The 14190-nt window shown below is 66.7% G+C and carries 13 protein-coding genes; 8 read left to right on the top strand and 5 right to left on the bottom strand.

All coding sequences use genetic code 11. The annotated features are described in order from the left end of the window. Positions 1-3: 3 nt before the first annotated feature. The 3 genes from AB6730_RS12045 to trxA all read right to left on the bottom strand — a co-directional run bounded on the left by AB6730_RS12045 (position 4) and on the right by trxA (position 3856). Complete coding sequence (locus tag AB6730_RS12045) at positions 4-1380, bottom strand: glutamate--cysteine ligase (protein ID WP_371023845.1); 1377 nt, start codon at positions 1378-1380, stop codon at positions 4-6. A 169-nt stretch (positions 1381-1549) separates the two neighbouring features. Then, positions 1550-3370, bottom strand: a complete 1821-nt coding sequence (gene rho / locus AB6730_RS12040) for a transcription termination factor Rho (protein WP_371023844.1) — start codon at positions 3368-3370, stop codon at positions 1550-1552. 159 nt (positions 3371-3529) lie between these two features. Next, positions 3530-3856: a thioredoxin TrxA gene (gene trxA, locus AB6730_RS12035; RefSeq protein ID WP_371023843.1), complete on the bottom strand. Its 327-nt coding sequence runs from the start codon at positions 3854-3856 to the stop codon at positions 3530-3532. 436 nt (positions 3857-4292) lie between these two features. Here trxA and AB6730_RS12030 point away from each other — a divergent pair, with 436 nt between their 5' ends. From AB6730_RS12030 to ung, 5 genes are all read left to right on the top strand, one after another. Then, positions 4293-6131, top strand: a complete 1839-nt coding sequence (locus AB6730_RS12030) for a DEAD/DEAH box helicase (RefSeq protein WP_371023842.1) — start codon at positions 4293-4295, stop codon at positions 6129-6131. A 311-nt stretch (positions 6132-6442) separates the two neighbouring features. Continuing rightward, positions 6443-7120, top strand: a complete 678-nt coding sequence (gene ftsE, locus AB6730_RS12025) for a cell division ATP-binding protein FtsE (protein WP_306848048.1) — start codon at positions 6443-6445, stop codon at positions 7118-7120. Continuing rightward, on the top strand, positions 7117-8097 hold the full coding sequence (gene ftsX, locus AB6730_RS12020) for a permease-like cell division protein FtsX (protein WP_371023841.1): 981 nt from the start codon (positions 7117-7119) through the stop codon (positions 8095-8097). The genes ftsE and ftsX overlap by 4 nt, the downstream gene beginning before the upstream one ends. Before the next feature lie 60 nt (positions 8098-8157). Further along, positions 8158-8952: a response regulator gene (locus AB6730_RS12015; protein WP_371023873.1), complete on the top strand. Its 795-nt coding sequence runs from the start codon at positions 8158-8160 to the stop codon at positions 8950-8952. Continuing rightward, a complete protein-coding gene (ung, locus tag AB6730_RS12010) occupies positions 8949-9650 on the top strand; it encodes a uracil-DNA glycosylase (protein WP_371023840.1) in 702 nt (233 codons plus the stop codon). The genes AB6730_RS12015 and ung overlap by 4 nt, the downstream gene beginning before the upstream one ends. Before the next feature lie 9 nt (positions 9651-9659). Here ung and AB6730_RS12005 read toward each other — a convergent pair whose 3' ends face one another. Together AB6730_RS12005 and AB6730_RS12000 are read right to left on the bottom strand one after the other, a co-directional pair. After that, a complete protein-coding gene (locus AB6730_RS12005; protein ID WP_371023839.1) occupies positions 9660-10151 on the bottom strand; it encodes an RES family NAD+ phosphorylase in 492 nt (163 codons plus the stop codon). Beyond that, positions 10148-10720, bottom strand: coding sequence for an antitoxin Xre/MbcA/ParS toxin-binding domain-containing protein (locus tag AB6730_RS12000; protein WP_371023838.1), 573 nt, complete (start codon positions 10718-10720; stop codon positions 10148-10150). The genes AB6730_RS12005 and AB6730_RS12000 overlap by 4 nt, the downstream gene beginning before the upstream one ends. A 450-nt stretch (positions 10721-11170) precedes the next feature. Between AB6730_RS12000 and rpoH the strand changes: the two genes are divergently transcribed. The 3 genes from rpoH to AB6730_RS11985 all read left to right on the top strand — a co-directional run bounded on the left by rpoH (position 11171) and on the right by AB6730_RS11985 (position 14142). Further along, a complete protein-coding gene (rpoH, locus tag AB6730_RS11995) occupies positions 11171-12031 on the top strand; it encodes an RNA polymerase sigma factor RpoH (RefSeq protein ID WP_371023837.1) in 861 nt (286 codons plus the stop codon). 82 nt (positions 12032-12113) lie between these two features. Then, a complete protein-coding gene (locus AB6730_RS11990) occupies positions 12114-12794 on the top strand; it encodes a response regulator transcription factor (RefSeq protein ID WP_371023836.1) in 681 nt (226 codons plus the stop codon). Then, positions 12772-14142: an ATP-binding protein gene (locus tag AB6730_RS11985; protein WP_371023835.1), complete on the top strand. Its 1371-nt coding sequence runs from the start codon at positions 12772-12774 to the stop codon at positions 14140-14142. The genes AB6730_RS11990 and AB6730_RS11985 overlap by 23 nt, the downstream gene beginning before the upstream one ends. The last annotated feature ends 48 nt before the right edge of the window (positions 14143-14190 follow it).

The following is a 14190-nucleotide window of genomic DNA, read 5'->3' as shown; positions in this document are numbered from 1 at the left end:
CTTTTAGTAGGCGTATTCGCGGAAGACCGCATCGACGCTTCCGTTCCAGTCCTCGGGGTCAAGGAATCGTTCGAGCTTGACGTCGGCCTGCGTCTTGCCCGTGAGCGCGATCTCCATCAGGGGATCGAGATAGATCGATTCGTCCGCGCCGCGGTTCCCAAGCTGGTTGCGACGCTTCAGACCCGCTTCGGAAATCTTCAGCGCTTCCAGCGAAAGCTCGCGCACGGTGTGGCCACGAAAGCGCAGGGCCAGCGCCTCCTTCGGCACGCCGTCGCGTAGCGCATGGCGTTCGGTCTTGCTGAAGTCCTTCACCAGGTCCCAGGCCGCATCCAGGGCCACGTCGTCGTACAGCAAGCCCACCCAGAATGCCGGCAGTGCGCAGAGCGAATTCCACGTGCTCGTGTCGGCGCCGCGCATTTCCAGATATTGCTTCAGGCGCACTTCGGGGAAGGCGGTCGTCAGGTGATCGGCCCAGTCCTTCATCGTCGCCCGCACGCCGGGCAGGGCCGGCAGTTCGCCACGCATGAATTTCTTGAAGTCCTGCCCGGACAGGTCGACGTACTGGCCGTCCCGATAGCTGAAGTACATCGGCACGTCGAGGATGTAGTCGACGTAGCGTTCATAACCGAAGCCATCCTCGAAGACGAAATCGAGCATGCCCGTGCGGTCGCCGTCGGTATCGGTCCAGACGTGCGAGCGGTACGACTTGTAGCCGTTGGGTTTGCCTTCGGTGAAGGGTGAGTTGGCGAACAGCGCCGTGGCGATCGGCTGCAAGGCCAGGGCGACGCGGAATTTCTTCACCATGTCGGCCTCGCTCGCGTAGTCGAGGTTGACCTGGACGGTGCAGGTGCGGGTCATCATGTCGAGGCCGAGCGAACCGACCTTGGGCATGTACTCGCGCATGATCTTGTAGCGGCCCTTGGGCATCCAGGGCATCTGGTCGCGGCGCCATTTCGGCTGGAAACCCATGCCGAGGAAGCCGATGCCGAGTTCCTCGGCCACCGAGCGGACTTCCTTCAGGTGGTTCGTCACCTCGTCGCAGGTCTCGTGCACGGACCTCAGCGGGGCACCGGACAATTCCAGCTGGCCGGCGGGCTCCAGCGTGATGTTCGCCATGCCCTTGGTCAGCGCCACGGGCGTCTCGCCCTCGCGGGCGATGTCCCAGTCGAAGCGGGATGCCAGTCCCTCGAGCACCGCGCGGATGCCCGGGCGCTCGCCCACGAAGGGCGGCGGGGTCAGGTCGTCGGTATAGAAGCCGAATTTCTCGTGTTCCGTGCCGATGCGCCAGGCCTCGCGCGGCTTCTCGCCTTCGGCGAGGTAGGCGACCAGGTCGTGACGGTCGCCGATCGGCGTGCTCTTGGCGGCGCTGGGGATGGACACGGACTTTCCTTGACGTTGGGCTTTAGGCCGGTAGCCGCTCCACATGGGGGCGCGTCTTCGTGGCCAAAAGGGATGGCCGGCGGCGCAGCGTAGCAAAAGCCGGTGGACGGGGCGCGGATACGAAGAGGCCGCCCCTTGGGCGGCCTCTTCGCAAGTTCCCGTGGAGCGCTCAGCGCTTCATGGAATTGAAGAACTCGTCGTTGGACTTCGTGTTCTTCATCTTGTCGAGCATGAACTCCATGGCGGCCAGTTCGTCCATCGGATGGAGCAGCTTGCGAAGGATCCAGATCTTCGCGAGCAGGTCCGGATCGATCAGCAGGTCTTCGCGGCGGGTACCCGAGCGGTTGATGTCGATCGCCGGGTAGACGCGCTTCTCGGAGATGCGGCGGGACAGGTGCACTTCCATGTTGCCGGTGCCCTTGAACTCCTCGTAGATCACCTCGTCCATCTTCGAACCGGTATCGGTCAGGGCGGTGGCGATGATGGTGAGGCTGCCGCCTTCCTCGACGTTGCGCGCCGCGCCGAAGAAGCGCTTCGGGCGCTGCAGGGCGTTGGCGTCGACGCCGCCGGTGAGCACCTTGCCGGAGCTGGGCACCACGGTGTTGTAGGCGCGGGCCAGGCGGGTGATCGAATCGAGCAGGATCACCACGTCCTTCTTGTGCTCGACCAGGCGCTTGGCCCGCTCGATCACCATCTCGGCGACCTGCACGTGGCGGACCGCCGGCTCGTCGAAGGTGGAGCTGATGACTTCGGCGCGAACGGTGCGGGCGATTTCCGTGACTTCCTCCGGGCGTTCATCGATCAACAGCATGATCAGGTGGACGTCAGGGTGGTTGTACTGGATGGCCTGGGCGATGTTCTGCAGCATCATCGTCTTACCGGATTTCGGCTGGGAGACGATGAGGCCACGCTGGCCGCGGCCGATCGGGGCGACGAGGTCGAGGATGCGGCCGGTGATGTCCTCGGTGGACCCGTTGCCGCGCTCGAGCTTGAACGACTTGCGCGGGAACAGCGGGGTGAGGTTCTCGAACAGGAGCTTGTTCTTCGACGCCTCCGGCGGATCGCCGTTGATGTCGTCGACCTTGAGCATCGCGAAGTAGCGCTCGCCTTCCTTCGGATGGCGGACGCGACCGGTGATGTAGTCGCCCGTGCGCAGGTTGAAGCGCCGGATCTGGCTGGGCGAGACGTAGATGTCGTCCGGACCGGCCAGGTAGGACTCGTCGGCCGAGCGCAGGAAGCCGAAGCCGTCCTGCAGGATCTCGAGCACACCCTCGGCCCAGATGCCGCCACCGGAGCGGGCGTGGGCCTTGAGGATGTTGAAGACGACGTCCTGCTTGCGCTGGCGCGCCACGCCTTCGCGGACGCCGAGGGATTCGGCGAACTCGAGCAGCTGGATGGCGTTCTTGCGCTTGAGCTCGGTCAGGTTGATCAGGCGATCGTTGCTGCCGGCGTCGGCGTTCTCGTCGTCGTCGACGGGATAGCCGTTGTTGTTGCGCGGATGCTGGTAGTTACCGCCACCGCCGCCACTGCTATTGCCCGGGCTGCCGCCACCACCGCCGCCCTGGCGCTGCTGGTTGCGCTCGTTGCGCCGGCGGCGGCCGCGGCCGTCACGCTCGTTGCGGTCGTTGGCGCGATTGGGGTTCTGCTGCTGGTTCGGGTTGTCGCCCCGCGCCTGCTGCGGGTTGTTCGGCTGGCCGCCACCCTGGGATGGTCCCTGGTTGCCGTCACGCGGCTCGTTCTGCGGCGTGGGCTGCTGCTGCGTGTTACCCAGCTGGAGCTCGGCCTGCGGGGCCGGCGGAAGCGGTGGCGGCGTGGGTGGGGATGGAGGCGCCGCCGCCCTGGCGGGAGCCGGCGGCGGGGCGCTCGTCTCTACCGCCGGAGCATCGGCCGAAGCCGGTGCCTTGCGGCGGGTGCGCGGACGCGGCTCGGTCGCAGGCTGGTCGCCGGCGCCCTTGGCGTCGATGGAATCTTTGGTTTCGATATCGGACACGGGCAAACCTCACGGGGCGCCGTTGAAAGAAGAATGGGAGAGGGTTCGCGACGTGGGGGACAAGCGGTGTCCCGGCGAACTCCTGAAGCCTAGCATCGCGTGAGGCGCGGCGTAAAGCGCCTCACGCGGCGGCGGAAGTGAAACGTACAGCTAAGACGATCAGATCGCCTTCTGGATCATCTGGTCGAGCTGGCTCTTGCCGACGGCGCCGATCTGGGTCGCCTCGACCTTGCCGCCCTTGAAGACCATCAGGGTCGGGATGCCGCGAACACCGAACTTGCGCGGGGTGTTCTGGTTCTCGTCGATGTTGATCTTCACGATCTTCAGCTTGCCGTCGTACTGGTCGGCAAGCTGGTCCAGGACCGGGGCGATCGACTTGCAGGGACCGCACCACTCCGCCCAGAAGTCGAGCAGGACGGGGGTATCGGAATCGAGGACGTCCTTCTGGAACGCAGCGTCGCTCGTGTGGGTGATCTTTTCGCTCACCGGGATCTCCAAGGAAGGGGGTGAAAGGGGGTTGACGACCGTGACGCCCGCATCGGCTACACTAAGGAGCCCCATGTCGCGGGTCCAACCGGAACCGAAGGTCTTGGCCATTGCAGCCGGCGGCCCTCATTCCAACCCAACTAGGGGCGCGATTCAAGCGATTCAAGGGCGCCGACGGGATGGTTCTCGTTGACATAGGTGAGCACGCTCTCGCGGTTAACAGCCTTTTCACCTATGCCAGCGGGAACCGTCGGGTCGCGCGCCGCCGCCTCCGGCCATCGTGCGCCGGGCGCGTCGTACGGCCGCCGGTCGCAACCGGCGCCTGCCGACTCTCCCGTGACGCCGCCGACCGGATCACCCACCGCCCCGCGGCCCATTCCTGCCGCCGGGGCGACGCCGCGTATCCGTGGCGCGAGACTCCAGGTCACTCATCCACATGTCCCAAACCGTTCTCACCGACGTCTTCTACGAAAACCTCGACCTCCATCCGCTGCTCCACCAGGGCCTCGCCGCCGCCGGCATCACCCGTTGCACGCCGATCCAGGCGCTGACCCTGCCGATCGCCCTGACCGGCCGCGACGTCGCCGGACAGGCGCAGACGGGTACCGGCAAGACCTTCGCCTTCCTGGTCGCCCTGATGGACCGCCTGCTGAAGAACCCGGCGCATCTGGATCGCAAGGATTCCGATCCCCGCGCCCTGATCATCGCGCCGACCCGCGAACTGGCGATCCAGATCGAGAAGGACTTCCAGACCATCGGCAAGGCCACCGGCCTGCGCAGCGCCCTCATCTACGGCGGCGTCGACTACGACAAGCAACGCCAGCAGCTGCGCGACGGCTGCGACATCATCATCGCCACGCCGGGCCGCCTGCTCGATTACTACAAGCAGGACGTCTTCGGCTTCGGCAGCGTCGAGGTCATGGTCATCGACGAAGCCGATCGCATGTTCGACCTCGGCTTCATCAAGGACGTGCGCTTCATCTTCCGCCGCCTGCCGTCACGCGAGGCACGCCAGGTGTTGCTGTTCTCCGCCACCTTGAGCCACCGCGTGCTCGAGCTCGCGTACGAGCACATGCACGAGGCCGAAAAGCTCGTGGTGGAGACCGAGAACGTCACCGCCGACCGCGTTCGCCAGGTGGTCTACTTCCCGTCGAAGGAAGAGAAGATGCCGCTCCTGCTCAACCTGCTCGAAGAGAGCAAGACCGAGCGCAGCATCATCTTCGTCAACACCAAGGCCGCCGCCGAGCGCATCACCGACCGCCTGAAGCGGCACAACTTCCGCGTCGGCGCCATCTCCGGCGACGTGCCGCAGGTGAAGCGCCAGAAGCTGCTGCAGCGATTCCAGGATGGTCAGATCGACCTGCTCGTGGCCACCGACGTGGCCGCCCGCGGCCTGCATATTCCCGCGGTCAGCCACGTGTTCAACTACGACCTGCCGCAGGATGCCGAGGACTACGTCCACCGCATCGGCCGTACCGCGCGGCTTGGCGCCGAGGGCGATGCGATCAGCTTCGCCTGCGACCTCTATGCCATGGGCCTGCCCGACATCGAGACCTACATCAATCAGAAGATTCCAACCGCGTCCATCGACGCGAAGATGCTGGTGATGCCGCCGCCGCGTCCGCGCGCGGATGGCGTGCAGGATGAAATCGACGATCCGAACGACAACGACGGGCACATTCCGACCCGCGGCGCGCCGCCGGAGAAGGCTGGCCGTGGCGGTCGCGACGGCCGTGGCGGTCCCCGTGCCGGAGAGCGTTCGGGCAGCCGCGAGCGCCGCCCGCGTCCGCCGCGCGAAGACAGGCCGGCCGCGGCTGCGGACGCCGTGTCGACCGAAGTGCCGATGAAGACCGTGGTCGTCGCCGAAACGGTCGCCGAGCTCCCAGCCGCCGCCCAGGCGATGGCCGATGCCTCCGCGCCGAAGAAGCGCCGCCGTCGCGGCGGTCGTGGCCGCGGTGCCCGTGAGGGTGCCGAGGGCGGCAACGCCGGCGGCGCGGGCCATGCCGATAACGGTGCGAACCGGCGCAACGGTGGCCGTGAAGGCTCCAACGGTGGTCGCAATACTTCGTCGGCCGGCAACGGCGCCTCGGCGCGGTCCACGGTCAAGGAGCAGCAGCCCGGTGCTCCGCGGCATGCGGAAGGCCAGTCCAACCCGAACCGCCGTCCTTCGCGTCAGGTGACGGCCAGCCGGCCGGCGTCCGCGCCGGCGGCTCCGCCCGCCAAGGAAAAGGTCGGCCTCCTGCGCCGCATCGGCCGGTTGTTCGGCGGGCGCTGAGGCAAGCACCCTTCGCCGACAGGGTCGGCTCCCACCGAGCCGACCCGCCGAGCCACTGCTCCCCCTGTGGGAGCCGGCTATGCCGGCGATGCTCTTTGCCCTGGTGGGAGCCGACCTTGTCGGCGATCCCGCGGCAGCGGGCCAAGTCGAGGCAGCCTGGTGGGAGCCGACCTTGTCGGCGATCCCGCGGCAGCGGGCCAGCTCGAGGCAAGCCCCAATCGCCGCTGAAGCGGCTCCCACCGAAAGCGGCCCCGCAAAAGCAACACCACATCCCTTATCCTCTGTGGCTTCACGGGCCAACAGGTGACGCGGTGATCGGTTTCGATCTGGTGAGCAAACGGTACGAGGGCGATCACCAGGCCCTTACCGATGTGTCCTTTAGCGTCGAGGCGGGCGAAATGGCCTTCGTCACGGGTCACTCCGGGGCGGGGAAAAGCACGCTGCTCAAACTGCTGGCGATGATCGAGCGCCCGACCAACGGCGTGGTGACCCTCGACGGCCGCAAGCTCAACACCGTACGCCCTGCCGAGATTCCCAAGATCCGGCGCAAGCTCGGCATGGTCTTCCAGGACCACCGCCTGCTGCTGGACCGCAGCGTCTTCGCCAACGTCGAACTGCCCTTGATCATCGCGGGTGTCTCGCCAGCCGATCGGGGCCGCCGTGTGCGGGCTGCGCTGGAAAAAGTCGGCCTGCTCAGCTACGAGAAACAATTGCCCGAGGCGCTTTCCACCGGCGAACAGCAGCGCGTGGGCATCGCGCGCGCCATCGTCGCCAAGCCTGCCGTGCTCATCGCCGACGAGCCCACCGGTAACCTCGACCCGCAACTGGCGATGGAGATCATGGGGCTGTTCGCCGAGTTCCAGGCGGTCGGCACCGCCGTCCTCGTCGCCAGCCACGACCTCATGCTGATCAAGCGAATGAAGAAACGCGTCGTCGTGCTCGATCACGGCAAGCTGGTCGCCGACGTCCCCGCGATGGAGGTGGTATGAACACCGTCCGCGAGCCGCGCCGCGCGCCGGAGCCGGAAAAGACCCGTCGCAGCGAGCCGCGCAAGGTGGGCGCGTGGCGCGAACACCATGCCTGGAGCATGTCGATCAGCCTGCGCCGCCTTGGCGCCCGGCCACTCGGCACCTTGCTCACCGTGGCCGTGATGGGCGTGGCGCTCGCCCTGCCGCTGACCTTCTACCTCCTGCTCGGCAACGTGCAGCGGATGGGCGATGCGCTTGGCCGCAACCAGTCCATCAGCGCATTCATGAAACCGGGCCAGAACGCGGGCGTGGCCGAGACCGCCGCTTCCGCCCTGCGCGGCCGTCCGGAGGTGGCCGACATCGTCGTGCGCACGCCGAAGGATGGCCTGGACGAACTGGCGGAGGTACAGGGTTTCTCCGGCGCACTGCAATCGCTCGATGCCAACCCGTTGCCTTACGTGCTTTCCGTGCAGCCCAAGCCGGGCTTGTCGGCCGAGGACATCGGTCGCCTCGTCGATTCGATGAAGGCCACGCCCGGTGTCGACATGGTGCAGGACACCGGTGCATGGCGGCAGCGCCTCGACGCCCTGCTCGGCGTGGGTACCCGCGCGGTCAGCCTGCTGGCCTTGTTGCTCGGTGTCGCCGCCCTGCTGGTGGTCGGCAACACGATCCGTGTCGACATCCAGAGCCGTAGCGCCGAGATCGGCGTGCTCCTGCTCATCGGCGCCAGCCGTCCGTTCGTGCGCCGTCCGTACCTGTATGCCGGTATCTGGCTGGGCTTCCTGGCGGGTGTGCTTTCCGTGGCACTGGCCGTGGTCCTCGAACTGGCCCTCGCCGGGCCCGTCGGCCGCCTTGCCGCGGCATACGACGGCAGCGTGAGCTTCGGCGGACTCCCCGCCTGGCTCCTGCTTTCGGTACCCTTCGCTTCTGCCGTGCTGGGGTGGCTCGGTGCACGGCTCGTCAGCGCACGGCAGATTCGCCGCGCCGCGGCGGCCTGACAGGGGGAGGGCGGGGTGGGATCTCACATCGGTTCGGGTGTCGCGGGCGCGACGCCTCGCATGCTCGTGGTGGACGGCTCGAAGGTCGTTCGCCAGTTGATCGCGCGCGTGGTCAACGCGGAGGTACCGGGGGTGGAGATCGTGGGCGCGTCCACCGGTGCCGAGGCGCAAGCCGAGTTGCAGCGTGGCGTCTTCGACTTCGTCACCGTGGCCCTGCGCCTGCCCGACATGGACGGACTGGACGTGGCGCGTTTCGTGCGCGAGTCCGCGCCGCAGATCTACATGCCGATCGTCGTGGTCTCGGGCGATGTCGAAGCGCGCCTGCACCGGCGCGAGCTGGGCGAGTTCGTCACCGACTACTTCGACAAGTCCCTGGGTTTCGGTGCCCTGGCCGAATTCATCCGCGGCTACGTGCGTCCCGAGGGCGGCGCGGAAGGCGAGGTGCTCTATGTCGAGGACAGCCGCGTGGTGGCGCTCGCCACCCGACGCATGATGGAGAAGTACGGTCTTACCGTGCGCCATGTCATCAGCGCGGAGGACGCGCTCACGCACCTGCGCGAAGCCAGGGCGCGTGGCGAGATCGGCGCCGACGTGGTCCTTACCGATGTCAGCCTCAAGGGGGAGCTCACCGGTGGCGACCTCGTCGAGCGCATCCGCAACGAGTTCGGCTACGGCAAGGGGCAACTGCCCACATTGATCATGACCGGTGACGAGAATCCCGCGAACCAGGCGGCGCTCCTGCGCGCCGGCGCCAACGACCTCGTCGAGAAACCCGTCGAGGAAAAGCTGCTCATCACCAAGCTGCTGTTCCAACTCCGGGTGGCCTTGCACCTTCGCGACAGGGCGGAAAGTTGAACGATCGCGTGAAGCTCGAGCCGTCCTGGAAGGAAAGGATCGGCGACTACCTCGATCGTCCGGAGATGCGGGCGCTCTCGGTTTTTCTTCGCGAGGAGAAGGCGCGGGGCAAGACGATCTACCCACCTGGGCCGGACATCTTCAATGCGTTCGCGCACACGCCGTTCGACAAGGTGCGCGTCGTCGTCCTCGGCCAGGACCCCTACCATGGCCCCGGCCAGGCGCATGGCCTCAGTTTTTCCGTGCGGCCCGGCGTGCGCGTGCCGCCCTCGCTGCAGAACATGTTCAAGGAAATCGAGGACTGCCTCGGCATCCCGCGTCCCGACCACGGCTGCCTCACGCCATGGGCCGACCGTGGCGTGCTGCTGCTCAACGCGGTGCTCACGGTGGGGGCGGGACAGGCGGGTTCGCACCAGGGCAAGGGCTGGGAGGGCTTCACCGACGCCGCCATCGATGCCCTCAACCGCGAACGCGAAGGCCTCGTCTTCATGCTCTGGGGCAGCCACGCGCAGAAGAAGGGCCAGCTGATCGACGGCAGGCGCCACAAGATCCTGCGCAGCGTGCACCCATCGCCCCTGTCCGCGCATCGCGGCTTCATGGGCTGCGGCCACTTCGCGCAGGCGAACGCTTATCTCGAATCGCGTGGCGAGCCGCCGATCGACTGGTCGCTGCCGCCGAGGGCGGAACTCGTCGCCTAGGACTCGCCGCTACGCGTGAACGCGGGCGTCGTAGGTGTAGCGTCTCATCCGGGTCGCCCTGATGTGCTTCGAGTCCGGATGGACGGGGTTGATCAGCACGTTCGTTTCTTCCGGCACGATCACGGAAGGCACGATCAATAACGCGGAGCGGCGGCCGCGTACCCAGCGTTCCCCGGCATCGAGCGAACTTTTCCCCGGTGGATGCGCATCCCAGCCCGCGACGTCCTCCGCACGGACGGATTGAGCCTCGGCGACGAGGTCCGCCGGCAAGTCCACGCGGATCAGGTAACGATTCAACGGCAGGTCGCCGACGCCCAGGTGCACGATCGTTTCCAGGGTCGCCAGCGAGATCGAGGACGCGCAGTAGACCATCGGCGTGCCGGGCCGGTTCCAGCGACCACCGGAGACGGCGGCACCGGCGCCACCGAGATCGTCGGCACCATAGTTCGGTGCCTCGGTGGCGATGCGCCAGACGACGGTGGCGGTATCCTCGCCGTTCAAGCGAAGGTTCCGGTCTGCGCCTGACGCAACAGGTTGGAGATCGTCGCGCGCCCCTCCGAAACGTCCAAGAGTTCGATGGGCCTGCGATTTCCTAGGGCGGGCAAGGGGCGTTGCAGCCATTGCCCCACCCAGGCCGCGGCATCGAAGCCTTCCGGGTCGCCGCTCTCGCCGACCATCTGTTCCACCTGTGCGATCAGCAGGCCCACGTCGAGAAGCTTCTCGGATTCGTCGGTCGCCAGTGAACGCCTCTGGGTGATCTTCCGGCGCGTGGTGGAGCGCTTGAGGCCCAGGTAACCCATGAAGTTGTCTTCACCGATACGGAGCGCGTTGGCCAGGTCCTTCACCTGGTCGGATGGCAAGCCCGCGCGCACCGCGCTGACGCGCTCGTCCATCGAGCCGACGAGCAGGTGCGCATAACCGGGGAAGGACGTCCGCGAGTGGCTGGTTCGCTTCAGCGTCCATACCCTCACCGGCGACACCGTTCCTTCCATGGCGGGTGCTCTGGCCGCGGAGGGCCCCGAAGGCTGCGCCAGGGGTTTCACCGGCTTATCCGACCGCCGTGCCGTCATGAGGGTGATCTCCTTTGGGAGGCTCAAGTATCTCACATGGGACTTTCGTGGGGAGGGGGAGATCAAGGTAGCGCTGCGCCGGGGTCTTTAAAGTCGGATTTCTGCCTAAATATAAGTAGGCGCAACAGCGGCATAGCTCTCGCGACGACGCATGCTTACCCAGCCCGGTGGGAGCCGACCCTGTCGGCGATGGGTGCTTGCCGTAACCCGGCCCGCTGCCGCGGGATCGCCGACAGGGTCGGCTCCCACCACGGTCGGCTAGCGCCAGCTGGCGGCCAACTGCTGACGGCCTGCCGTCTGCCTCCTGAATACCTTCCCCCGGGTCCTCTGGACAGCCGGAGGGTATTTCTGTACCATTGCGTACAGTTAACCGATATGAACTTCGGGCTGACTTAGCACTCTCACTTCGGGACTGCTAATCTGCATACAGACTTTCAGGAGGTTCCACACATGTCCCAAGCCCTCGCCACCCGTAACTACGGGCTACCGAGCGTCGTTGGCAGTCTGGATTCCTATATCTCGGCGGTCCATCGCATCCCGGTGCTCAGCCTTGACGAGGAGCAGTCGCTGGCGCGCCGCTTCCACGACGACGCCGATCTCGACGCCGCCAAGCAGCTCGTGATGTCCCACCTGCGTTTCGTGGTCCATGTGGCCCGCGGCTACAACGGCTATGGCTTGCAGCTGTCCGACCTCATCCAGGAAGGCAACATCGGCCTGATGAAGGCGGTGAAGCGCTTCGACCCGGACCAGGGCGTTCGCCTGGTCAGCTTCGCGGTGCACTGGATCCGCGCCGAGATGCACGAATTCATCCTGCGCAACTGGCGCATCGTGAAGGTCGCGACCACCAAGGCGCAGCGCAAGCTGTTCTTCAACCTGCGCAAGAGCAAGAAGCGCCTGGGTTGGATGAATGCCGAGGAAGTGCGCGTCGTCGCGCAGGACCTGGGCGTGCCGGAAGCCACCGTCCGCGAGATGGAATCGCGGCTTTCGGGTCGCGACGTGGGCTTCGAGGCCCCGGCCGACGCGGATGACGACGACAAGCCGGCACCGGCCGCCTTCCTCGTCGACGAGGGCGCCGATCCGTACGACAACCTCGCCGAGGAAGATGCCAGCAACAACCAGATGGGTGCGCTGTCCTCCGCCCTGGGCAACCTGGACGATCGCTCGCGCGACATCATCCAGCGCCGCTGGCTGGCCGAGGACAACAAGGCCACGTTGCAGGATCTTGCGGACGAGTACGGCGTTTCCGCCGAACGCATCCGCCAGATCGAGGCGAATGCCATGAAGAAGATGCGCGTCGCCATCGCGGCCTGATCCTCTGAACTGGCGTAAGATCCGGAACGGCCCCGCGAGGGGCCGTTTTCCGTTGCCTTCAGCCCATGCGGAGTGAACCCTGATGCCCAGGGCCCTGGTCATCGAAGACGATGAAGTGACCGCCCGCGACATCGTCGCGGAGTTGGGTGCGCACGGCCTTGCCGCTGATTGGGTGGCCAACGGCCGTGACGGCCTCGAGCGCGCGCTGGAAGACGGCTACGACATCATCACCCTCGATCGCATGCTGCCGGGCATGGACGGCATCGACGTGGTCTCCGCCTTGCGCAAACGCAACGTCGATACGCCGGTCCTGATGATCAGCGCCCTGTCCGATGTGGACGATCGCGTACGTGGCCTGCGCGCGGGCGGCGACGACTACCTCACCAAGCCCTTCGCCCCCGACGAACTGGCCGCGCGTGCGGAGGTGTTGCTGCGTCGGCGCCGGCCGAGCGCGAACGATACGCGGCTGCGCGTCGCGGACCTCGAACTGGATCTGGTCCGCCATAACGCCCAACGCAACGGCGAAGCGCTCACCTTGCTGCCCACCGAGTTCCGCCTGCTCGAATTCCTGATGCGCAACGCGGGCCAGGTGGTGACGCGGCAGATGATCTTCGAGCACGTGTGGGGCTTCCACTTCGATCCCGGCACCAACGTGATCGACGTCCATATCGGCCGCCTGCGGCGCAAGATCGACGGCGCCGGCCAGGCGCCACTCATCCGCACCGTACGCGGCTCGGGGTATGTCCTTGCGCCCGCTGACTGACGCCTGGCGTTCCGCCACCTCGCGCCTGATCATCATCTACGGCGCCCTGTTCGCGATCTGGTCCGTCGTGCTGCTGGGTGTCGTGCAATGGGAGTCCTCGCGTTATCTGTCGGGCGTGGTCGACCAGATGCTCGCCGCGCGCATCCATTACCTGGAGAACACGGACCAGCAGCGCCTGCCGGCGACCGTCGAGGCGGCCAGCGCCATCGACGTCCAGGGCTTCATGTGGATCGGCTTGTTCGACGCGAAGGGCGCGCGCATCGCGGGCAATATCAGCAAGGTGCCCGAGGAACTGACCGACGAGGGCGTCGTGCGCTCGGTCAACGCCAGCCTTGCCGGCCCGACCCGCAATGCCACCATGCGCGCACGTGGCATCACCCGGGTGCTGCCCAATGGCGACCGCCTGGTCGTCGCGAAGGAGAGCACGACCATCGATGGCATCGGCGCGATCATCCGCCGCGGCTTGCTGTGGGGCCTGTCGCTGACGCTCATTCCCGGCCTGCTCGGCGGCGTCCTGATCGCGCGCGGGCCCGCACGGCGTATCCGGGCGATCCAGCGGGCGATGGAGCCGATCCGTGAAGGCGACCTCAGCGTGCGCCTGCCCGTCACGCGCGGCGGCGACGAAGTGGACCTGCTTGCTGCGACGGTGAATACCACGCTGACCGAGATCGAGCGCCTGCTCGGCGAGGTGAAAGGCGTGACCGACAACATCGCCCACGACTTGCGCACGCCGCTCACGCGGATGCGCACGCGCCTGTATCGCCTGCAGCAGCAGTTCGAGGGAAATCCCGAAGCGGAACAGCTGGACGCTTGCGTCGCCGAGATCGATACCGTCCTCAGCCGGTTCCGTGCCCTCTTGCGGGTATCCGAACTGGAGGACCGCCAGCGCAGCGCCTGCTTCGAGAACATGGACCTGGGCGCCGTGCTGCGCAACGTGCACGAATTCTACGCACCGTTGGCCGAGGATCGCGGGCAGCTATTCGAGATCGACGTAGGGCGTTTGCCGCCGCTTCGCGGCGATCCGCAGCTCATGTTCGAGGCGTTCGCCAACCTCGTCGGCAACGCGATCAAGTTCACCCCGAACGGTGGCGCCGTACGCCTCGTGGCGCTCACCGATCCCACGGGCGACGCGCGCGTGGACATCGCCGACACAGGCCCCGGCATTCCACCGAACGAGCGCGAGGCGGTATTCCGTCGGTTCTACCGGGGCGACGAGACCCGCACCAAGCCGGGTTGCGGCCTGGGCCTCGCCATCGTGAGCGCCATCGTCCGCCTGCACGGGTTCTCGTTGTCGGTGGGTGGCAACGAGAAGGGCGCGGTGTTTTCCGTGACGTGTCCAGCCGCCTAAATAAATCTTAACTACGCGGCGGATTCCGCCGGGCGCAAAATCCGCTGC

Source organism: Luteibacter sp. RCC_6_2 (assembly GCF_041360655.1).
Lineage (GTDB): Bacteria > Pseudomonadota > Gammaproteobacteria > Xanthomonadales > Rhodanobacteraceae > Luteibacter.
Note: the sequence above shows the minus strand (reverse complement) of the source record. Positions and strands in the feature narration are given on the sequence as shown.